The organism is Halorubrum sp. Atlit-26R, assembly GCF_003666015.1.
Classification (GTDB): Archaea; Halobacteriota; Halobacteria; order Halobacteriales; family Haloferacaceae; genus Halorubrum.
This window is the reverse complement of the sequence record NZ_QPLT01000004.1, coordinates 24,078-45,603: the sequence shown is the minus strand read 5'-3', so window position 1 is coordinate 45,603 and position 21,526 is coordinate 24,078. Positions and strand designations below refer to the sequence as shown.

The 21,526-nt window shown below is 69.1% G+C and carries 21 protein-coding genes and 1 tRNA gene; 16 read left to right on the top strand and 6 right to left on the bottom strand.

Features of this window, described 5'->3' with window-relative positions:
• The first annotated feature begins 7 nt into the window (after positions 1-7).
• A complete protein-coding gene (locus DVK07_RS06035) occupies positions 8-2,476 on the top strand; it encodes a methyl-accepting chemotaxis protein (RefSeq protein ID WP_121596223.1) in 2,469 nt (822 codons plus the stop codon).
• Between the two features lie 62 nt (positions 2,477-2,538).
• Here the strand turns inward: DVK07_RS06035 and DVK07_RS06030 are convergent, their stop codons facing one another.
• On the bottom strand, positions 2,539-2,823 hold the full coding sequence (locus tag DVK07_RS06030; protein ID WP_121596222.1) for a hypothetical protein: 285 nt from the start codon (positions 2,821-2,823) through the stop codon (positions 2,539-2,541).
• Between the two features lie 13 nt (positions 2,824-2,836).
• Positions 2,837-3,361 carry a DoxX family protein gene (locus DVK07_RS06025; RefSeq protein ID WP_121596372.1) on the bottom strand — a complete coding sequence of 175 codons (525 nt, stop codon included), beginning with the start codon at positions 3,359-3,361 and terminating at the stop codon, positions 2,837-2,839.
• A gap of 218 nt (positions 3,362-3,579) precedes the next feature.
• Here DVK07_RS06025 and DVK07_RS06020 point away from each other — a divergent pair.
• A tRNA-Gly gene (locus DVK07_RS06020) sits at positions 3,580-3,650 on the top strand.
• A gap of 279 nt (positions 3,651-3,929) precedes the next feature.
• Here the strand turns inward: DVK07_RS06020 and DVK07_RS06015 are convergent.
• Both DVK07_RS06015 and DVK07_RS06010 read right to left on the bottom strand, forming a co-directional pair.
• Positions 3,930-5,006: an NAD(P)/FAD-dependent oxidoreductase gene (locus DVK07_RS06015; RefSeq protein WP_121596221.1), complete on the bottom strand. Its 1,077-nt coding sequence runs from the start codon at positions 5,004-5,006 to the stop codon at positions 3,930-3,932.
• A 108-nt stretch (positions 5,007-5,114) separates the two neighbouring features.
• Positions 5,115-6,164, bottom strand: coding sequence for an OmpH family outer membrane protein (locus DVK07_RS06010; RefSeq protein ID WP_121596220.1), 1,050 nt, complete (start codon positions 6,162-6,164; stop codon positions 5,115-5,117).
• Between the two features lie 251 nt (positions 6,165-6,415).
• Between DVK07_RS06010 and DVK07_RS06005 the strand changes: the two genes are divergently transcribed.
• Positions 6,416-6,733, top strand: coding sequence for a hypothetical protein (locus tag DVK07_RS06005; RefSeq protein ID WP_121596219.1), 318 nt, complete (start codon positions 6,416-6,418; stop codon positions 6,731-6,733).
• 81 nt (positions 6,734-6,814) lie between these two features.
• A complete protein-coding gene (locus DVK07_RS06000; RefSeq protein WP_121596218.1) occupies positions 6,815-8,986 on the top strand; it encodes a prolyl oligopeptidase family protein in 2,172 nt (723 codons plus the stop codon).
• On the opposite strand, the gene DVK07_RS05995 is transcribed toward DVK07_RS06000, so the two are convergent.
• Both DVK07_RS05995 and msrA read right to left on the bottom strand, forming a co-directional pair.
• Positions 8,987-9,667: a metallophosphoesterase gene (locus tag DVK07_RS05995; protein ID WP_121596217.1), complete on the bottom strand. Its 681-nt coding sequence runs from the start codon at positions 9,665-9,667 to the stop codon at positions 8,987-8,989.
• A gap of 471 nt (positions 9,668-10,138) precedes the next feature.
• Positions 10,139-10,678, bottom strand: coding sequence for a peptide-methionine (S)-S-oxide reductase MsrA (gene msrA, locus DVK07_RS05990; protein WP_121596216.1), 540 nt, complete (start codon positions 10,676-10,678; stop codon positions 10,139-10,141).
• A 592-nt stretch (positions 10,679-11,270) separates the two neighbouring features.
• On the opposite strand from msrA, the gene ribH reads away from it, so the two are divergent.
• The 12 genes from ribH (at position 11,271) to DVK07_RS05930 (ending at position 20,959) form a co-directional block, all read left to right on the top strand.
• Positions 11,271-11,675, top strand: a complete 405-nt coding sequence (ribH, locus tag DVK07_RS05985) for a 6,7-dimethyl-8-ribityllumazine synthase (RefSeq protein ID WP_121596215.1) — start codon at positions 11,271-11,273, stop codon at positions 11,673-11,675.
• 29 nt (positions 11,676-11,704) lie between these two features.
• Positions 11,705-12,859, top strand: coding sequence for a pyridoxal phosphate-dependent aminotransferase (locus tag DVK07_RS05980; RefSeq protein WP_121596214.1), 1,155 nt, complete (start codon positions 11,705-11,707; stop codon positions 12,857-12,859).
• Positions 12,860-12,961: 102 nt separating this feature from the next.
• Positions 12,962-13,486: a universal stress protein gene (locus tag DVK07_RS05975; protein ID WP_121596213.1), complete on the top strand. Its 525-nt coding sequence runs from the start codon at positions 12,962-12,964 to the stop codon at positions 13,484-13,486.
• 163 nt (positions 13,487-13,649) lie between these two features.
• The gene (locus DVK07_RS05970; protein WP_121596212.1) at positions 13,650-14,078 is read left to right on the top strand and encodes a DUF5788 family protein; all 429 of its coding nucleotides are present in this window, start codon (positions 13,650-13,652) and stop codon (positions 14,076-14,078) included.
• 75 nt (positions 14,079-14,153) lie between these two features.
• Entirely contained in the window at positions 14,154-14,456 is a 303-nt protein-coding gene (gatC, locus tag DVK07_RS05965) for an Asp-tRNA(Asn)/Glu-tRNA(Gln) amidotransferase subunit GatC (protein ID WP_121596211.1), read from the top strand.
• Positions 14,457-15,761 (top strand): Asp-tRNA(Asn)/Glu-tRNA(Gln) amidotransferase subunit GatA, encoded by a 1,305-nt coding sequence (gatA, locus tag DVK07_RS05960; protein ID WP_121596210.1) that lies wholly within the window; start codon positions 14,457-14,459, stop codon positions 15,759-15,761.
• The gene (locus tag DVK07_RS05955; protein ID WP_121596209.1) at positions 15,758-16,264 is read left to right on the top strand and encodes a DUF5797 family protein; all 507 of its coding nucleotides are present in this window, start codon (positions 15,758-15,760) and stop codon (positions 16,262-16,264) included. Before gatA ends, DVK07_RS05955 begins: the two co-directional genes overlap by 4 nt.
• Positions 16,265-16,342: 78 nt before the next feature.
• Entirely contained in the window at positions 16,343-16,786 is a 444-nt protein-coding gene (locus DVK07_RS05950) for an SHOCT domain-containing protein (RefSeq protein WP_121596208.1), read from the top strand.
• An 81-nt stretch (positions 16,787-16,867) separates the two neighbouring features.
• On the top strand, positions 16,868-17,113 hold the full coding sequence (locus DVK07_RS05945; RefSeq protein WP_121596207.1) for a YhbY family RNA-binding protein: 246 nt from the start codon (positions 16,868-16,870) through the stop codon (positions 17,111-17,113).
• Positions 17,113-18,006 carry a mechanosensitive ion channel family protein gene (locus DVK07_RS05940; RefSeq protein WP_121596206.1) on the top strand — a complete coding sequence of 298 codons (894 nt, stop codon included), beginning with the start codon at positions 17,113-17,115 and terminating at the stop codon, positions 18,004-18,006. Before DVK07_RS05945 ends, DVK07_RS05940 begins: the two co-directional genes overlap by 1 nt.
• Before the next feature lie 105 nt (positions 18,007-18,111).
• Positions 18,112-19,449 carry a Trk system potassium transporter TrkA gene (gene trkA / locus DVK07_RS05935; protein WP_121596205.1) on the top strand — a complete coding sequence of 446 codons (1,338 nt, stop codon included), beginning with the start codon at positions 18,112-18,114 and terminating at the stop codon, positions 19,447-19,449.
• A 7-nt stretch (positions 19,450-19,456) separates the two neighbouring features.
• On the top strand, positions 19,457-20,959 hold the full coding sequence (locus DVK07_RS05930) for a TrkH family potassium uptake protein (RefSeq protein WP_004598234.1): 1,503 nt from the start codon (positions 19,457-19,459) through the stop codon (positions 20,957-20,959).
• The last annotated feature ends 567 nt before the right edge of the window (positions 20,960-21,526 follow it).

Here is a 21,526-nt window from a genome sequence, read left to right as displayed (position 1 = left end):
GATAGTAATGGCCGACACCGTCCTCGAACGGGTCTTGCGTCGGGTGACCCCCGGCGCGCTGGCCCGGAGCTACCTCGCGAAGTTCCTCGTCGCCCTCGTCGTCGTCGTGATCGCGATCGGCGCCGTCGGGGCCGTCACGTACGCGGAGACGACCGATCAGCTCGAATCGAACGCGCAGGCCGACTACACGGCCGTCGCGGAGCTGAGCGCCACCGAAGCCGGCGGCTGGACCAGCGATCGCCGGGCGACCGCCGCGGCGGTCGCCGACAACGACGTCTACAGCGAGAACCCGGACGCCGTCGCGGCGTACCTCTCCTCGCACCTGTCCCGGGCGAGCGACGGCGTGCTGGCGTTCCACTACGTCGACCCCGACGACGGATCGGTGATCGCGTCGTCCGACGAGGCGGGGGGAGACGCCGACCGGGCCGAGACCCTCACGAGCCAGCCGTGGTTCGACGACGGGCTCCTGCTCGGCGACACGGTCACGACGACGCCGACGTACGAGGTCGACGGGGAGCGCCGGGTCGCCTACGTGGCCGGAACGCCGAAACGAGAGTACGCGGTGATGGAGGTCTCGCTCGACGCGCTCGTCGGCGGCTTCCGGCAGCCGACTGACGGCGCGTTCACGACGATCGTGGAAACTGACGGCGAGATCGGCGCCAGCGACCGCGACGGCGTCGCCGGCGAGCGGTACGACGAGGCGGTCCGTTCGCAGCTCTTCGACCGACAGGACCCGATCGGGCACGTCTCGTCGACGCGGCTCGGACTCGCGGACGGCGACAGGTACTTCGTCGCGTACGCCCCCGTCCCGACCGAGGCCTGGTACGTCGCGGTCCACGTCCCGCTCTCGGAGGCGTACGCCCTCTCGGGGATGATCGGACGGAACCTGCTGCTCATCGTCGGCGTCGCGATCGTCGGGCTCGGGCTGCTCGGCGCGACGCTCGGCCGCGGCACCGTCACCGAGCTGAACCAGCTCCGGGGACGGGCGTCGGCGCTGGCGGAGGGCGACCTCGACGTCGACTTCGACACGGAGCGGCGCGACGAGTTCGGCGACCTCTCCGCCGCGTTCGCGACCATGCGCGACTCGCTGCGCGAGCAGATCCGGTCGGCGGAGACGCAGCGGGAGCGCGCCGAGGCGGCGAAGGCGGAGAGCGAGGCGTTCGCCGAGCGACTGGAGTCGCGGGCGAGCGAGTTCGGCGAGACGATGGCGGTCTGCGCCGACGGCGACCTCACCGCGCGGCTCGACGCCGATCCGGACGACCCCGAGGCGCTCCGTGACATCGCCGCGGAGTTCAACGACGCCATGGACGAGTTAGAGGCCGCGATCGCCGAGGTCGACGCGTTCGCGGTCGAGGTGGCCGAGCGGAGCGACGCGGTCACCGACGGCACCGACGAGGCCGCGGCCGCCGGCCGGGAGACGAGCGACGCGGTCGACGAGATCTCCGCCGGCGCGGAGCGACAGAGCCGCCAGCTGGCCGAGGTCGCCGGCGAGATGGAGGACATGTCCGCGACCGTCGAGGAGGTCGCCGCCTCCGCGGACGAGGTCGCGACCACCTCTCGGCAGGCCGACGCGCTCACGGCGGAGGGCCGCGAGGCGGCCGCCGACGCGGTCGAAGAGCTCCACGGTATCGAGGCGCGCTCCGAGTCCGCCGCGGAGACGGTCGAGCGGCTCGAGGCCGAGATGGCGGAGGTCGACGCGATCGTCGAGACGATCTCGGAGATCGCCGACCAGACGAACCTGCTCGCTTTGAACGCCTCGATCGAGGCCGCCCGCGCGGGCGAGGCCGGCTCCGGCTTCGCGGTCGTCGCCGAGGAGGTGAAGTCGCTCGCAGAGGAGACTCAGGAGTCCGCCGCCGAGGTGGAGGCGTTGATCGAGAGCCTCCGCGAGCGCACCGACGAGAGCGTCGACGAGATGGCCGCGATCCGCGACGGCGTCGACGACGGCGTCGAGGTCGTCGAGGACGCGGAGGACGCGCTCGCCGACGTCAGCGAGCGCGTGAGCGAGGCCGACGACGGCGTCCAGGAGATCTCCGGCGCGATGGACGCGCAGGCGGCGTCGGTCAACGAGGTGACCGGCGCGGTCGACGAGCTCGCGGGCGTGAGCGAGCAGACCACCGCCGAGGCGACCACGGTCGCCTCCGCGGCGGAAGAGCAGGCCGCCACGCTCGGCGAGGTCTCCGGGCAGGCCCATGACCTCCACGAGCGCGCCCGGGACCTGCGGGAGACGACGGAGGAGTTCGACGTCGACGTCGACGAGGCCGCCCGCGGCGACGGGGCGACGATCGCCGACGTCGGCGACACCGAGGAGACCGACGCCGACACCGCGTTCACGTTCGGCGCGGACGAGGACCCGTCGGACGCCGCCCCCGCGAGCACGGACGGCGGGACCGACACCGACGTGAGCGAGCCGAGTGCGGCGAGAGGAACCGAGTCGGAGCGGTCGCTCGACGACAGCACGCGTTCAACAGAAGAGTGACCGTCGTCGTCCGCGACGGTGCGTTCCGCCGGTCGCGTCGCGGTCGGTGACTCCCGCGCGGTTCAGTCGGCCATCGTCTCGTGGCTGACGTCCCGGTCGTCCGGGAGCGGGGCCACGAACCGGTACGCCGCGTACAGGCCCAGCACCGCGATGCCCGCCAAGACGAACGCCGTGCGGATCTCCGGCGAGATCAGCGGTGTCGCGACCACGTCACCGGCCTCGTTCGTTATCGGGACCGGACTGTACGGCTCGCCGGCCAGGATCTCGACGATCCCGAGGACGACGATGCCGAACAACATTAGTCCCGCGCTCAGCGCCCGCGCCGCCGTGTCGATAGTATCTGTCATTTGCGTTCACCTCTCAGCCGAGCAGGTACCGCAGCTTGGGGTTCTGTTTGACGACCTCCGTCTCCTCGATGAGCGCGTCGAGGCCGTAGTAGCGACCGGCCGCGAGCACGATCACCGTCAGGAACAGGAGCAGTCCCATCAGGTCGCTGTTGACGACGCCGTTGCCGAACCCGGCGTTGCCGATCCAGAACAGGACCATGAAGATGACCCCGCCGAACGCGGCGAACCGGGTCAGGGCTCCGGCCATCAGCGCGAGCCCGATCAGCGTCTCGAAGAGGGGAACCCCGGGCTCGATGAGCCACGCGAGGTTGTTCCCCATCCAGACCGGGATCCCGCCGAGGGCGGTCCCGCTCATCTGTTGCATGTACGCCGACCCGTAGGTGTACGAGAACCCGCTCTCGATGATCTTCGTGATCCCGGCGTGGAAGAACCACCAGCCGGTGACGACGCGCAGGAACGCGATCCAGTACGTCGCCCAGGGCCCGTCCAGCGCGAACTCGGTCTCGCCGACCAGCGGATTGCTAGTTTGGTATGACATCGGTGTCACCTCACGGGTGTACGTTGGGTGGGTACACACATAGGTCCCGAACAGTGTTCTAACCGGCTGAAAAGCGTTCTAACGCGCTGGGAGACGTCCGCAGTATCGTGGTTCTTTAAGTATAGTTCCTGAACGCCGCGGCGGTTCGTCCCGTCAGAACACGGAACGCTTATGAAAGCCGTTCCGCCTACGTGTAGGTGCGTCATCGACCGACGCGAGCGCCGGTGGTCTAGTGGTAGGACCTGAGCCTTCCAAGCTCATGGCCCGGGTTCAAATCCCGGCCGGCGCATTTCTCGAACGAAGTGAGAGAAATCGCCGAGGGATTTGAATCAGAGAGCGAGCGCAGCGAGCGACCGTGGTTCAAATCCCGGCCGGCGCACTCCCTTCGGTCGTGCGCCGCCCGTACTCCCACTCGCTCACTTCGTTCGCTCGCGGGAGTCCCGGCCGGCGCATTTCTCGAGCGCAGTGAGAGAAATCGCCGCCGGGTTTGAACCCTGGAAGTCGCAGCCCGCGCAGCGAGCCTTATAAAAAAAGCTAGCGGGAGTTTCCGCTGAAAGCCTGTCGTCGATCAGTCGTCGTCGGTTGCCGGCGCCTCGGCCTCTTCGGCCTCGGCGGCCTCACGCGGCCCGCCCGCGTGCCCCTCGTGGGCGACGGCGGTCGCCATGAGGTGCGGCGGGATGGCGGGCACCTCGTCGTCGCCGACGGGCCCGTCGCGCGCGATCTCCTCGGTCGAGCGCGGGAACTCTCGGATCTCCTTGTGGATCGCGAGGCCGGCCTTCGCGCCCTGTCCCATCGCGACCGGGACCTGGTTGTGGCCGGGCGTGATGTCGCCGACCGCGAAGACGCCGTCCTCGCTGGTGCGGCCGTGGTCGTCGACGTCGATCTCGCCGCTCTCTGTCAGCTCGCAGCCGAGCCCCTCCGCGAGCGCGGTGTTGTAGTCGGAGCCGTACATCGGGAACCCCCCGCGGTACTCGCGGCGGGTCCCGTCCTCGAACTCCAGCGCCGCCAGCCAGCCGGAGTCGGGGTCGTTCTCGACGCCCGACACCTCTTCGTGGACGACGTCGACCGGGTGCGCCTCCAGCTGCGCGGCCGTCTCCTCGCTCCACGTCGGCTCCGCGCCGCGGGTCAGCAGGTCCACGTCGTCGGTCATGTTCAGCATGATCATCGCGACGTGGGCGGCGGCCTCGCCGTGACCCATCACGTACACCGGCTCGTCGACGAACATGTAGGCGTCGCAGTGGAGGCAGTAGTGGAGCCCCTTTCCCGTCCGCGGGAGCGGCGGGTCCGGGCGCTCGTCGGAGAAGCCGGTCCCGAGGACGACGCGGTCCGCGAGGATCTCGGCGTCGTTCGTCGAGAGTCGGAACCGGTCGTCGTCGGTGCGCTCGACGTCGGTGACGAAGCCGCGCTCGAACGTCCCGCCGTACGACTCAACCTGCTCGCGGCCGGTCGCGAGGAACTCGTTGCCGGAGACCTCCTCGGTGACCCCGATCACGTTGTGCGTGTCGGCCATCATCGCCGCGCGCCCGCCGCCCCGGTCGATCAGCACCGTCTCGTGGCCCAGTCGGGCCCCGTACAGCGCGGTCGTCAGCCCGGCCGGCCCGCCGCCGACCACCGCGATCTCGTACTCGTCGTCGGACGAACTCATTACCGGATACACGCGTCCCGTCGGTTTAAATGACCCCGTGCTGTGCGCGGCGGGCGACCAGCCACGGGTGTTCGGGAACGCGGTATCCGATCGGTTCCCGCGGTGCGTTCAGAGATACTGTGCGAGCATCATCTCGAAGAGGATGAAGAGTATCGGTAACAGTAATGAACTCAGTAACTGAATCAGAATCCCGATAGAGAGCGGATACAACTGTACGTTCCGGTAATCGCCGAACTCCCGTCTGACCCGCTGTATCTCCATCTGTAGTGTCTGGTTCTCCCGTAACGCGGCGTCGCTCTCTACCTCTTCCATCTGGTCGTCGAGGCGCGACTCCATCTCGCGAATGCGGGTTCGATACTCGTCTAAAATCGACTCACGCAATGCCTGTGCGCGCTGATTCACCCTGAACGTCGGGTACAGGAATATCCCCGCGATCAGGACGACGTACAGCCCCACGCCGAGGTACACCGGCTCGGAAAGCCCGATTTCCGCCGCGAGCTGAAACGAGAGCGGCAGGGCCAGCGCGCCCGTCGAGAGGATCAAGGTCGTTCGAATCGCGAAGTGCCCGATCTGACTGAGCCCGCCGAGCCCGTCCGGGTGGAGCGGATCGATCGACAGTTCGACCGTCTCGGCGAACTCTCGAATAGCCAATACGGTCGTGATACCGCCGTGGAAACCCAGTCCGGAGAAAATTCCCCAGTAGGTGAAGAAGCCGAAGTACGACCAGTAGGCGACTGGGCTCGTGATCCCCTGACTGGCGAGATACCCGTCCGAAACGAAAAACACCATCAAGACGAGGGCGGTCCACGGAACCACGACGACCCACCAGTACCTCGCGAACCGTCGCTCGTACTTGGTCGCCATCTCCCGTAGCAGCTCGTCTTGTCCGGGAGCGACGATCTCGGATGCTCGATCGAAAAATCCGGGCAAGAGCCGCTCGTCGTAGTACCACACGTCGAACGGCCCGAACACGACCATCAGCGCCGCGAGCGACTGCGTGACGACGAACAGCGGCGTCGCCTCCGAGACGTCGATCGCAGCGACGGTCAGTGCGATCGGTATCCATCCGATGCCCAGTATCGAGGCGAGTACCGGGCTATCGACGACCTGCCGGACTTGCTCGACGATCGAACTGACCCAGATGCGGCCGTGGCTCATCTTCGTGAATACTCCCGTCTACAAATAGTCATACTAAAAACATCACGGGAGTCCGGCGGTCGGGAGCACGTTCGAAGCTGCGGACTTCGGACGGGGACGACCAACGCAGACGCTTCGCGCCGTTTCACTTCGGTTCCGATGGACGGCCTGACCGCAACCGATCGAGCTCAACACCAGCTCCGCCCCGTCAATAGCTTCGGGGCGGTCGCGTGTCCGGAGATTTATGTCTGCGTGTCGCGTCCGCCCGGTCAGTGCCTTCCCGTCTCGCCCTCGCCGTCGGCCTCCTGCTCGTTGGCATCGCGGCCGACGTGGGAACGACGTACGTCGCCCTCACCGGGAGCGAGTACGTCGAGGGGTCGCCCGTCGGCCGGCTGTTCATCTCCCGGTTCGGCCTCCTCGGCGGGATGCTCCTCACGAAAGTGGTCGGCATGGCGGTTATCGGGGTTCCGGTCGCCGTCGCGGGCGGGACGCGGCGGTTCGTCGCGACCCTGATGTGCGCGGGCGTCGGCGTCCTCTCGCTCGCGGTCGCCGCGCGGAACCTCCTGTTCGTCGCGGGCCTGTGGCCGTGAGATCCTGACCGCCGGCCGCGGGAAGCGCTGAGCGCCGACCGCGACCCCAGCGGTTTTGCCTCGTCGGTGACACTCGTTCGTATGTCACGACAGTCCGCCCCGGTGCCGTCCCCGCCGGAGACAAGGCGCGAGGTCGTCACGGAGACGCTCCACGGGGTCGACGTCGAGGACCCGTACCGGTGGCTCGAAGGCGACGACGAGGCGGTCCGCGAGTGGGTCGACGCGCAGAACGCCCACGTCGACGCCGCGCTCGACGACGACCTGCGGGACCGGCTCCGCCCCCGCTTCGATGACCTCGTCGAGGTGGCCGACTACGGGCCGATAGCCGTCCGCCAGGGGCGGTACTTCGCGACGGTCCGCGAACCGGGCGCCGACCACGCCCGCCTCGTCGTCCGCGACGCGCCCGACGGCGAGGATCACGTCCTCGTCGACCCGAACGCGTGGGCGGCGAACCGGGACGAGGACGCACCGCCGCGGTCGATGGCGTGGTACGTCCCCTCCCACGACGGCGAGCGCGTCGCGGTCGGCGTCACCGAGGGCGGTGACGAGAACTACGACGTGCGGGTGCTGTCGGTGCCCGATCCGAGCGGTTCCGCGCCCGAAGCCTCGGGCGGTGACGGCTACGGTCCCGGCGTCGAGGAGGTCGCGGTCCTCCCCGAGCGCGGCCGGGTCAACGCCGGGAGCCTGGCGTGGGAGGCGGACGGCGACGGGTTCGTCTACGTCGCCACCGGCGGCGCGGCCGACGGCGCCCAGATGGACAAGGAGATCCGCCGCTTCCGGCTGGCAGACGGCCCGGACGAGGAGGACGTCCTGCTCGAACATGACGATCAGCACGTCTGGCCGCGGGTGACCGTCGACCCCGATTCGGCGCTGCTCGCGGTCGCCTTCTCCGAGATGGTCGGCGGCACCGAGTGGTACGTCCACGTCGACGACGAGCTCCGACCGGTCCTGACCGACACCGACGCCGAGACCTCGGTCCGGTTCCACGGCGGGACGGCGTTCATTTCGACCGACCACGGCGCGCCCCGGCGGCGGCTGCTCGCCTGCTCCGTCGACCGCTTCCGCGAGGGCGACCTCTCGTTCGAGGAGTGCCGAGAGGTGCTTCCCGAGGGCGAGGGGATCCTTCGGTCCGCGGTGCCGACCCCCGAGCGCCTCCTCGTTCATCGGCAGCGGGACGCGCACTCCCGGCTCTCCGTCCACGACCGCGACGGGACGCACCTGCGCGACGTGTCGCTGCCGCCGTACTGCTCCGTCACGTGGGTCTCCGGGAACCGCGACGCGCCCGAGGCGTTCTTCGGGCTCACCGGCTTCGACCGCCCGCCGGCGGTCCGCGGGCTCGACCTCGACGACGCGTCCGGCGATGACGCGGCGGTATCCACCGAGATCGATTCGGTCGACCTCCCGGTCCCCGACGACCTCGTCGTCGAACAGCGGTTCGTCGACTCGACGGACGGCGCCGAGGTGCCGGTGTTCGTCTGCTACCGCGAGGACGTGGAGGTCGACGGGGCGCGCCCGACGCTTCTGTACGGCTACGGCGGGTTCCGGAACAGCATCACGCCCTCGTTCGGGCGGTTCCGGCTGCCGTTCCTCGCGGACGGCGGCGCGTTCGCGGCGGTGTGCGCCCGCGGCGGGTACGAGTACGGCGAGCCGTGGCACGAGGCCGGAATGTTAGCCGACAAGCAGCACACCTTCGACGACTTCGTCGCGGCGGGCGAGGCGCTCTGTGCGTCCGGGCTGACCGACACCGACCGCCTCGCGGTCGCCGGCGGGTCGAACGGCGGGCTCTCGGTCGGCGCGGTCGTCACCCAGCGGCCGGACCTGTGGGCGGCCGCGCAGTGCGCGGTCCCCCTGCTCGACATGCTGCGGTTCCACCGGTTCCTGCTCGGCGAGTCGTGGACGACGGAGTACGGCCACCCGGAGGACCCGGAGGCGTTCGAGTACCTCCGCGAATACTCGCCGTACCACAACGTCGAGTCGGGGGAGACGTACCCGCCCGTCTACTTCACCACCGCCGCGAGCGACACGCGCGTCCACCCCTCGCACGCCCGGAAAATGACCGCGCGGCTCCAGAACGAGGCCGAGGGCGGCCCGTTCCTGCTGCGGACGAAGTCGGCCACCGGGCACGGCGTCGGCAAGCCCGCGTCGATGATCGTCGACGAGCAGACGGACTCGTGGGCGTTCCTCTACGAGCGGTTGGGCGTGGAGATCGGCGACCGCGACTCCGGCGGTGACGTCGACCGCGACGACGACTGACTACTTGCCTTCGTAGAGGCGCTCCGCGGTCGTCTCTGGGAGGTCAGCCTCGCGGACCGCCTCGGCGACGCGGTCGACGTCGTACTCGACGCGGTGGGTTTCGACGGCGTCGGTCCCGTCGGCCGTCGTGTCGAGGACCGCGTAGCCGGCCCGCGGGTCGCCGTCGCGCGGCTGGCCGACGCTGCCCGGATTGAGGACGAACCCGCCGGCCACCCCCCGGACTCCCTGAACGTGGGTGTGGCCGAGAATTATTCCCTCGTACTCGCCCATGTGGCGGTCGAGGTTCGGGAACTCCTCCGGATAGACGTAGGCGTCCTCGCGCTCGGCGGCCGGGTGGGAGTGGACGAGCAGGTACCGGTCGCCCGCGAACGTCTCCGCGCGGGGGAGGGCGCCGATCCAGTCGCGCTGGTCGTCCGAGAGCGAGGCCTTCGCGTGTTCGAGGCCCGCCTCGGCCATCCGGTTGGCGGCGTAGCGCTCCGGGCTCTCGACGGTGCGGTCGTGGTTCCCCCTGACCGTCGCGGCCGCGACGTCGCGCACGCGCTCGACGCACTCGGCGGGCCAGGGGTTGTAGCCGACCACGTCGCCGGCGCAGTAGATCCGGTCGACGGCGGGCATGTCGTCGAGCACCGTCTCCAGCGCGGGGAGGTTCGCGTGGACGTCCGAGATGAGGCCGATCTTCATCGCGAGGGGATTCGATCGGCGGCAGGGAATAGGTTGCGGCGAGAGGGTTCGTTGGACGGGTGGCGGACGTCTGTTGTTTCGAGCAGTATTTAAATAGGGATCCGCGGTGGCGCGTGCCGGTGAGCGCCGCACCGCGGCGCGAACCGCACGCGCGAGGGAGTCGATGGTCCGGAGCGAAGCGGAGGACCATCGACGAGGCTGGGGAGGTGTGAGGTGCTGTGCGGGGTGGGAATCGAAGGGGCAGCCGCGAGGCCGCAGTAGGCGACGTAAGCACCGCAGCGAGCGGAGCGAGCGAGGAGCGCAACGAGCGTACTGCGGCCTCGCGGCTGGGGCTTCGGTGGCGTTCCCTGTCGAGACGTAGTCAGCCGTTTATAAACGAGCGGCTGGGGCTTCGGCGGTGTTCACCGGCGGTCCGTATTCAATTACTTATAAACAAACGAATGAGGCTTCGGAGGCGTTCCCTACCGATCCCTACGCCTTGACCTTCTCGCGGAAGCGTTCGCGGACCTTCTCCACCTTCGGCTGCGCGTGCATCGTGCAGTAGGCGTCGGCCGGGTTCTTCTCGAAGTAGTCCTGGTGCTTCTCCTCGGCGCGATAGAACGTCTCCAGCGGCTCGACCTCGGTGACGACCTCGTCGTCGTAGCCGCCCTCCTCGTCGAGCGCCGCCACGTAGTTCTCTACGACCTGCCGCTGCTCGTCGTCGTGGTAGAGTACGATCGACCGGTACTGGCTCCCCACGTCCGGGCCCTGCCGGTTCAGCTGCGTCGGGTCGTGGACGGTGAAGAAGATCTCCAAGACCTCCTCGTAGGAGAGCGCCTCGGGGTCGTACTCGACCTGAACGACCTCCGCGTGGCCGGTGTTGCCGGTACACACCTCGCGGTAGGTGGGGTCGTCGGCGTGGCCGCCGGCGTAGCCGGAGGTGACGCGCTCGACGCCGTCGAGCTCCTTGAACGCCGCCTCGACGCACCAGAAGCAGCCGCCGCCGACCGTCGCGGTCTCGGTGTCTGTCATGGACTCATGTTAGCGTCGGAGACGTATTAATGGCGCGTGGCGCGAGACGTGAACGTCGAGTTGTTCGGTTATTTATAAACAGTCGATGTCGGTGCGTCGATGAACACCGCCAAAGCCCCAACCGCTCGGCGATACGACAGTGATCCCTATAAACAACTGATCGACACGAACACCACCGAAGCCCCAGCCGTGAGGCGGGCGCACACTCGCTGCGCTCCTCACTCGGTCGCTCCGCTCCCTCGTTGCGGTGCTTACGTCGTCTGCGCCCGCCTCACGGCTGCCCCTTCGAGTCCCACCCCGCACCGCACAGCGCCTCACGCCTCCCCAGCCTCGTCACCGGACTACGTCCGGTTTCAAGCGAGAGCTTCGCTCTCGCCCTGTCGCTGGCACCCTCCGCTTCGCTTCGGGAGCCAGCGACTCCCTCGCGCGTGCTGCCTCGCGGCCGCCGAGGGCGGCCGCTCGCAGGCACGCGCCACCGCAGTTCTACTTATAAATAAGCGTCCGCTCGTTCGCGCCCTGTTCCCGAACGCGTTCGCCCGGCAACCCTGCGGTCGAACGGTAGACCTTTGCCGCCTCCCGCGTCAGGTCCGATATGGTCTCGCTGGGACTGGTGGTGGCGCGGTTCAACGACTCCGTCACGGAGCCGATGGCCGAGGCCGCCCGGGAGGCGGCCGCCGACCGCGACGCCGTCGTCGTCGACGAACTGAGCGTGCCGGGCGCGTACGACAGCCCGCTGGCCGCCGACCGGCTCGCGCGGCGCGAGGACGTCGACGCCGTCGCGGTCGTCGGCGCCATCGTCACCGGCGACACCGACCACGACCGCGTCATCGCGAACGCGACCGCCGAGAAGCTCACGCAGGTGAGCCTCGACCGGGACACGCCGGTCACCTTCGGCGTGAGCGGCCCCGGGATGTCCGGCGCGGAGGCGCGCGAGCGGATCGACAAGGGCGCGGACGCGGCCGCGGCCGCGGTCGACCTCGCGGAGGAACTCGACTGACAGCTACGAGCCGACCACACACACCACACATGAGCGACGCATACGACTTCTCGGAGCGGATCGGACGCGTAGAGCCCAGCGCGACGCTGGCGATATCGAACTTAGCGGCCGAAAAGGAGGCCGAGGGCGCGGACATCGTCGACCTCTCGGTCGGCGAGCCCGACTTCGACACCCCGGAGAACGTCGTCGAGGCCGGCAAGGAGGCCCTCGACGCCGGACACACGGGGTACACCTCCTCGAACGGGGTCCCCGAGCTCAAGGAGGCCATCGCGGCGAAGCTCCGAGGCAACGGCGTCGACGCCGACGCCGACGAGGTGATCGTCACGCCCGGCGGCAAGCAGGCCCTCTACGAGACGTTCCAGACGCTGATCGGCGACGGCGACGAGGTCGTCCTGCTGGACCCGGCGTGGGTCTCCTACGAGGCGATGGCGAAGCTCGCGGGCGGCGACCTCTCGCGCGTCGACCTCGCGCCGCACGGTTTCCAGTTAGAGCCCGCGCTCGACGAGCTCGCCGAGACCGTCTCCGACGACACCGAGCTTCTCGTCGTCAACTCCCCGTCGAACCCGACGGGCGCGGTGTTCTCCGAGGCCGCGCTGGAGGGCGTCCGCGACCTCGCCGTCGAACACGACGTCGCCGTCATCTCCGACGAGATCTACGAGCGCATCACGTACGGCGTCGAGCCGACCTCGCTCGCGAGCCTCGACGGGATGGCCGACCGCACGGTCACCGTCAACGGCTTCTCGAAGGCGTACTCGATGACCGGGTGGCGGCTCGGCTACCTCCACGCCACCGAGGAGTTCGTCGGCGAGGCGGGGAAGCTCCACTCGCACTCCGTCTCCTGCGCGACGAACTTCGTCCAGCGGGCGGGGATCGAGGCGTTGGAGAACACCGAGGAGTCGGTCGAGGAGATGCGCGCGGCGTTCGAGTCCCGCCGCGACCTCCTCGTCGACCTGTTCGACGAGCACGGCGTCGACGTCGACGTCGGCGACGGCGCCTTCTACATGATGATCCCGGTCGACGACGACGACCAGGCGTGGTGCGAGCGCGCCATCGAGGAGGCGTCGGTCGCCTGCGTCCCCGGCAGCGCGTTCAACGCGGACGGCTTCGCGCGGATCTCCTACGCCGCGAGCGAGGAGCGCCTGCGCGAGGCGGTCGACCGGCTCGTCGCGAACGACCTGTTGTAGCTCGTCGCGTCGACCGCGCGGCCCCGAGCCCGACGGTCCCGCGGGGTTCGCTCCGCCGCCAACGTTTTTTGTCAGCTCGGCGAATTCCGCACGGACCACACCATGTACCAGACAATCCTCTACCCGACCGACGGGAGCGAGGGATCGGCGGCCGTCGCCGACCACGTCCGGGAGCTCGCGGCCGCGTTCGACGCGACCGTCCACGTCCTGTACGTCGTCGACGCGCGAGGCGCCAACTACGGACTGAGTGGCGCCTTCCTGACCGACGAGGGGTCGGGCGTCCGGGCCGATCCGGCCCCGGACGACGACAGCGGCATGGTCGGCGAGGGCACCGACGCGGCGGCGACGCGGTCGGCGCTCGTCGAGCGCGGCGAGGAGATCGTCGAGGCCGCGGCCGCGGCGCTCCGCGACGGCGAGGCGCCGCCGGAGACCGTCACCGCCGTCGAAACGGGCACGCCGCACTCGGCGATCTTGGAGTACGCCGACGAGAACGACGCCGACCTCGTGGTGATGGGGACCCACGGCCGGACCGGCGTCGAGCGGTACCTGCTCGGCAGCGTCGCGGAGAAGGTCGTCCGGCTCGCGGACGTGCCGGTGGTGACCGTACGGGCGGACGAGGGCGAGTGACGGTCCGAGCGGACGAGGGCGAGTGACGGTCCGAGCGGACGAGGGCGAGTGACGGTCCGAGCGGACGAGGGCGAGTGACGGCGGCCCGGGCGCACGACGCTCGGTCCGACGGTTCGGGCCCGCCGGGCGACGGCTTTTCCGGCTTCGCCGACCACGCTCTCGTATGAGCGATTCGGAGCGAACGGCGATCGGCGACGACGTTCGTGAGACCCTCCTCGACCGCGTGACCAGTCAGAGCGCCACGGTCGGCGCGAGCGTCCCCGACGAGATCGAGGTCGACGGGACCGCGCTCGACCTCTCCGCGTTCATCGTCGAGACGCGGAAGGTCGACGCCGTCCCGCCCGCGCTCGACCGGAAGGTGACGGCCGCGCGCGACGCCCTCCGCGCGGAGCGGGAGCGGCGGCTCGACCGGTTGGAGACGGAGCCGATCGACCGGGAGACGGCGGAGGCGCTCGCCGAGCAGGTCATCGGTATCGATCGCGCGCTGAACGCCTTAGAGGGGATCCGCCGTCCGGGGTTCGCCGACGAACACCACGCCGACACGGTGGCGGGCCACGAGCGCTGGCTCGCCTTCGTCGATCAGGTTCGGTGACCCGCCGTCCTCTCCGGTCTCCGTCGCCGCCCCCTTCCGAAACCCTTACTCGCCGCCCGCGTGGTACGTTCGGGTATGAGCGACACCGCAGCGTCGGACGACGGCGAGACCGCCGTCGACGCCGAGGAGGTCAGACACGTCGCCGACCTCGCGCGGGTGCGGCTCGCCGACGACGAGGTCGACGAGTTCGCGGCGCAGTTCGGCGACATCCTGGAGTACTTCGCGGCGCTCGACGAGGTCCCGGAGACGGAGCGCGAGGAGGAGCTCGTCAACGTGATGCGCCCGGACGAGGTCGAGGAGGGGCTCTCCCAGGAGGAGGCGCTCGCGAACGCCGAGGAGACGGAAGACGGCTTCTTCGTCGGGCCGAAGGTGTCGTAGATGGCGGCCGACATCAACGCCTTCGTCACCGAGGAGCGGATCGAGGGCGACGCCGACGCCGAGGGCCCCCTCGCGGACGCGACCGTCGCGGTGAAGGACAACATCTCCACCGCGGGGATCCGGACGACCTGCGGCTCGGAGATGCTGGCCGACTACGTCCCGCCCTACTCCGCGACCGTCGTCGACCGCCTGACCGAGGCGGGCGCGACGGTCGTCGGAAAGACGAACATGGACGAGTTCGGGATGGGGACGACGACGGAGACCTCCGCGTTCGGCCCCACCAGAAATCCGGTCGACACCGACCGCGTCCCGGGCGGCTCCTCGGGCGGCTCCGCGGCCGCGGTCGCCGCGGGCGAGGCCGACGTCGCGCTCGGCTCCGACACCGGCGGGTCGGTGCGCTGTCCGGCCGCCTTCTGCGGCGTCGTCGGGATCAAGCCCACCTACGGGCTCGTCTCCCGCTACGGGTTCATCGCGTACGCGAACTCCCTCGAACAGATCGGGCCGATCGCGGGCACCGTCGAGGACGCGGCCGCCGTGCTCGACGTCATCGCGGGCGACGACCCCAACGACGGGACGACGCGCGACCTCGCCGAAGTCGAGGGCGCCGACCCCGACGCGAGCTACGCCGCGGCCGCCGACGGCGACGTGGATGGTCTCACTGTGGGAGTCCCCACGGAGCTGTTCGAGGGCGCCGACGAGCGCGTCGTCGAGACGGTCGAGGCCGCGCTCGACGACCTCGAAGCGCAGGGCGCGGAGACGACCGAAATCTCGCTGCCCTCCGTCGAACACGCCGTTCAGGCGTACTACGTGATCGCGATGGCGGAGGCCTCCTCGAACCTCGCGCGCTTCGACGGCGTGCGGTACGGGAACCGCGCCGAGTCGGACGGCAACTGGAACGAGTCGTTCGCGGAGACGCGCGAGGAGGGCTTCGGCGCGGAGGTCAAACGCCGGATCCTGCTCGGCACGTACGCCCTCTCGGCCGGCTACCACGACAAGTACTACGAGAAGGCGCAGGACGCCCGCGCGTGGGTCCGGCAGGATTTCGAGGAGGCGTTCGCCGACGTCGACGTGATCGCGTCGCCGACGATGCCGGTGCTCCCCTTCGAGCTCGGCGAGAGCCTCGACGACCCGCTGCGGATGTACCTCGCGGACGCGAACACGACCCCCGTCAACCTCGCGAACCTGCCCGCGATCTCGGTGCCCGCCGGCGAGGCCGACGGGCTCCCGGTCGGGCTCCAGCTCGTCGGGCCGAAGTTCGGCGAGGAGACGATCGTTCGCGCCGCGAGCGCGGTCGAGGAGCGATGAGCCTCACCGACGAGGAACGCGGGCGGCTCGCGGACGTGGTCCGCCTCCAGCCGACGAAGAACGGCGAGCTGCAGGACGCCTGGGAGATGGAGAGCGGCAGCGAGGTCCACGGCTACCTGGAGAACCACCTGAAGGAGTACTACTACCGCGACGACGACAGCCTGATCCGCGCGACGGCGGAGGCGAACGACCTCGTCGACGTCGAGCCCGGGATCGAGCCCGACGCGGTCGCGAAGGGCGGTGTCCCCGAGACGATCCGCGTTCCGGAGCTGGAGTCGCAGGTCGTGGACGTCCTCGCCGGCCCCGACGAGCGCTCGCAGTCGGTCGTCAGCGTGCTCAACGCCCTCCGCGAGGCGTACGACGTCGACCCGGAGGTCGACGCGGTGCGCCGGGCGCTGCGCAGCCTCGAACGCAAGAACGTCGTCGAGGTCGTCTACCGCACCGTGCCGACGTTCCGGCTCGCCGTCGACCGCGACGAGATCACGGTCGAAACCGGGGAGTAGGCGGCGGCCGCGTCCCGCCGAGCGCGACGCCTCCGCTCGTCGATACGATTTTGTACCGCGACGGAGACCGTCACGCCGATGGCCGACGAGACCCTCCGCGAGCGGTTCCGCCGCAACGCCAGCGGCATCGCCGCCACGACGGTGACGGGCACGTGGCTCGCCGCCCTCCTGCTCGAGTTCGACTGGTGGCTCGGGTTCATGCTGTTCGGGTACATCGTGATCGTCCCGGTCGTTTCGATGCTGTTCGACGAGGAGGACGGGGAGTCCGACTACGAGGAGTACGACCCCGATCCGCTGTGGGGCGAACACGGCGAGACGGCGGAGCGCGACGAGGCGACCGACGACACGACGGACGCCCTCGAGCGGCTGCGAACCCGGTACGCGAACGGCGACCTCACCGACGAGCAGTTCGAGCGGAAGCTCGACCGGCTGCTGGAGACCGAGACGCCGGAGGACGCCGCGGAGTGGGCCCAGCGTAACCCCTCCGCCGAGCGCGAGCTCGACGCCGAGCGCGAACGGTAACGCGGCGATCGGGCTCGCGGCGGTCTCCCGGCGGCGCGGCCGAACCTCAAGCTTCAATGCGCGCGGCCGACTCGACCGCGTATGAGCGACCAAGAGCTCCGAAAGGAGGCGCACGACCTCGACGTCACCGTCTGGGTCGGGAAGCACGGTATCGACTCGGTCGTCGACGAGTTAGCCGACCAGCTCGACGACCGCAAGCTGGTGAAGGTGAAGTTCCTGCGGGCGGCCCGCGGCGGGACCACGACCGACGAGCTCGCGGCGGAGCTCGCCGAGGCGGTCGACGCCGACCTGATCGAGACCCGCGGGAACACGGCGGTACTCCACTGATGAGCGCCCTCGCGGGGGCCGCCGGTCCCGTCGCCGTCGCGGGGACGCTGGAACCGTACCTCGGCCCGGTGACCGGGATCGTCGTCGACGCCGCGATCTTCCTCGTCGTCGTCGTCGCGACGTACGTCATTTATAAATCGGTCATCACGTCGCTCCTCCGCCGGGTGTTCGACAGGCAGGGGCTCGACGAGCACGCGCGGCGTCCGCTCCAGAAGATCGTGGCGTTCCTCGTGCTGTTCGCGGGCGTCACGGTCGCGTTCGGCGCGGCGGGCTATCAGGGGTTCCTGCGCTCGCTGGCGACGATCGCGGCCGCGGCGACGCTCGCGATCGGCTTCGCCTTACAGGACGTGATCAAGAACTTCGTCGCGGGCGTCTTCATTTACACGGACAAGCCGTTCCGCATCGGCGACTGGATCGAGTGGAACGGGAACTCGGGGGTCGTCGAGGACATCTCCTTCCGGGTCACTCGCGTCCGCACGTTCGACAACGAGCTGCTCACGGTGCCGAACCACGCCCTGACGAGCGACGTGGTGAAGAACCCGGTCGCGAAGAAGACGCTGCGCCTGAAGTTCGTCTTCGGGATCGACTACGAGGACGACGTCGAGAAGGCGACGGACATCATCGTCGAGGAGGCCGAGAAGAGCGACGCGATCTTAGCCGACCCCGCGCCCTCGGTCCGGCTCACGGAGCTGGCCGACTCCTACGTCGGCCTCCAGTCGCGGATCTGGATCGACGACCCCTCGCGCGCCGACTTCGTGAAGGCCCGAGCCGACTACGTGAAGGCCGTTAAGGGGCGCTTCGACGAGGAGGGCATCTCGATCCCGTTCCCGCAGCGCACCGTCTCGGGACGGAACGAGTGGACGGACCCGTCCTCGTTCGGCGGGGGCGACTGACGAATCGGCCGCGCCCGACGGCGAGCCGTCGGCCGCCCCGACGCGGCCCGCGTCGTCCGTGCGGCGATAGTAACGAACTTGAGGGCTCGGTAACTGGGTGTGCCCATGCACGTGGTCGTCATCGGGGCCGGCGAGGTCGGGACGAGCATCGCCGCGAGTCTCGCGTCGGACCACGAGGTCGTCGTCGTCGACGTCGACCCGGACCGGGCGGAGCAGCTCAAGTACGAACTCGACGTGCTCACCATCGCCGGCGACGGCACGTCCGCGGAGATCCAGTCGGCAGCCGAGGTCGACCGCGCGGACATGGTCATCGCCTGTACCGACGACGACCAGACGAACCTCGTCGCCTGCGGCACCGCGAAGACGCTCGGCGACGGGTTCACGATCGCCCGCGTGAAAAGCACCGACTTCCTCCGCACCTGGCAGGGCAACGAGGGCGCCTTCGGCGTCGACTTCATGGTGTGTACCGACCTCCTGACCGCTGAGAACATCGTCCGCGTCATCGGCCTCCCGGCCGCGGTCGACGTCGACCCGTTCGCCGGCGGCCTCGTCCAGATGGCGGAGTTCGAGATCGCGGAGGGGAGCCCCGTCGCCGGACAGACCGTCTCGGAGGCCGACCGCTTCGAGTCGCTCACGTTCGTCGGGCTGTTCCGGGACGGCGAGATGACCATCCCGCGCGGGGACACCGACATCGCCGTCGGCGACCGCGCGGTGGTGATCGGGAGCCCAGAGAGCGTCCAGTCGTTCGCGACCGACGTGGCGCCCGAGACGACCCCCGACCGGGCCGACGAGATCGTCGTCGTCGGCGGCAGCGAGATCGGGTATCAGACCGCCCGACTGCTGGAGGAGCGCGACTTCAAGCCGCGGCTGATAGAGCGGGACGCCGACCGCGCGCGGTGGCTCGCGGAGAACCTCCCGAACACCGTCGTGATGGAACACGACGCCACCGACACCGAGTTCCTCTCCCGGGAGCACGTCGACGAGGCCGACATCGTCGTCACCGCGCTCCGCTCGGACGAGAAGAACCTCCTCATCTCCGTGCTCGCCAAGCGCCTCGGCGTCGACCGCGTGATCGCCGTCGTCGACAGCCCGGACTACGTCACCGTCTTCGAGGAGATCGGCATCGATATCGCGATCAACCCCCGCACCGTGACCGCCGAGGAGATCACCCGGTTCACCTACGAGAGCGTCGCGGAGAACATCGCGGTGCTGGAAAACGATCAGGCGGAGGTCTTAGAGCTCGAACTCACCGAGGGGTGCGGGCTCGTCGGGCGACCCATCTCGGAGGTCGTCGCCGAGAGCGAGGCGCGGTTCGTCATCGGCGCGATCACGCGCGACCACCGGCTGGTCACCCCCCGCGGGGACACCGTGCTTCAAGCGGGCGACCACGTGATCCTCCTCGTGGAGTCGGAGTCGGTGGGCGAGATCGCGTCGATGGCCTGAGAAACTCGTGAACACCAAGATCCGAGTCGGGTGGCGGGCGAGCGTGGGGCTCACCGGCGACGTCCTCGCCGCGCTCTCCGTTCCCCTGTCCTTCCCCCTCCTCATCGCGCTCTACTACGGGGAATCGCCGCTGCCCTTCGTCGCGGCGATCGCCGTCTCGCTCGCGCTCGGCGCGGCGTTCCGGTCGGTCCAGGACCCGTCGGTCAACCTCGGGCCCCGGGAGGCGTTCCTCGCGGTGGCGCTGATCTGGTTCCTCGTCGCCGCGGTCGGCGCGATCCCGTTCGTCGTCGCGGGCGTGGGCACCGTCGCGCACCCGGTGAACGCCATGTTCGAGGCGATGAGCGGGCTGACGACGACCGGCGCGACCGTGTTGCGCGACTTCTCGCTCCACGCGAAGTCCGTCATGATGTGGCGGCAGGTGATCCAGTGGCTCGGCGGACTGGGGATCCTGATCTTGGCGACCGCGGTCCTCTCCGAGATCGGGGTGGGTGGCGCGCAGCTGATGGAGTCGGAGTCGCAGACGCAGGACGTCAACAAGCTCACGCCGAAGATCTCGCAGACCGCGCAGCTGATCTGGGGGATCTACTTCGGGCTCACGGGGCTCGCGATCGCCGTCTACTTCCTGCTCGGGCTCGCCGTCGACCCGCAGATGGACCTGTACAACGCGGTCGCCCACGCGTTCACGTCGGTCGCGACCGCCGGGTTCTCGCCGGAGCCGCTCTCGGTCGGCGCGTTCCACCCGCTCATCCAGTGGGCGGTCGTCCCGTTCATGGTGATCGGCTCGACCAGCTTCGTGCTCATCTACTTCGCCATCAACGGCGAGCCGATGCGCCTGCTGCGAAACGAGGAGTTCCACTTCTACCTCGGCGCGATGGGGACGCTCGCGTCGGTCGTCGCGCTCGGCCTGTTCCTCGACCCCAGCACGACCTTCGGCGCCGAGGGAACGGTGCGTCACGCCGTGTTCAACGTCGCCTCCATCGTGACGACGACGGGGTACGCCAGCACCGATTACGTGCAGTGGGCGCCCGCCGCGAAGCACATGCTGTTCATGGGGATGTTCGTCGGGGGAATGGTCGGGTCGACCACCTGCTCGATCAAGTCGCTGCGGTGGCTGGTCGCGCTGAAGTCGTTCCGCCGGAACCTCTACACCGCGATCCACCCGGAGTCCGTCCGGCCGGTCCGGATCTCGGGGAAGCCGATCGACGAGGGCGCGATCCGCGACATCTACGCGTACCTCCTCCTCAGCATCGTGATCTTCTTTCTGCTCGCCATCGTCATCGTCGTCGACGCCGAGCGAGGGAACGCCACCGTGACGGAGTTCGAGGCGCTCGGCGCCGCGGCGACCACGTTCCTCAACATCGGGCCGGCGTTCGGCGACGCGGGTCCGTACGGGACGTTCGCGACGTTCCCGCTGAGCACCCGCGCCGTGATGGTCGTCCTGATGTGGATCGGCCGGATCGAGATCATCCCCGTCCTCGTGCTGTTCACGAAGGCGTTCTGGACGTCGTAGCATCCCTCGGCGGCCGAGTTTCGAGCGACGGAGTCGGCGTCGATATAACTTCATTTTTAAATTGGATTCTCAAACCGAATGCCTTGTAGGCGATCGATGCCGGGAGTAGGTATCACACAGTTGTGGAGTGGTCGTTTATAAATAATCGAGCCGTGCTGCTGTTGGCGGTTTATGAGTTGCTGACGGCTCTGTGGTGGCAATTTTCAAAGCCCCAGCCGCTCGGCTGTACGACACTACAGTTTATAAACTGCTCATCGATCGCCAACACCTCCAAAGCCCCAGCCGGGAGGACGCCGCACACTCGCTGCGCTCCTCGCTCGCGTTGCTCGCTGCGGTGCTTACGTCGTCTGCGGCGTCCTCCCGGCTGCCCCTTTGAGTCCCACCCCCGCACGGCGACCGCACCTCACGCCTCCCCAGCCTCGTCGATGGTCCTCCGCTTCGCTCCGGACCATCGACTCCCTCGCGCGTGCGGTTCGCGGCCTGTCGGCCGCTCACTGGCACGCGCCACCGCACCGTCTTTTACGATTTTTAAGAATCCACGGACCCCTACCGACGGCTTCTTATCGC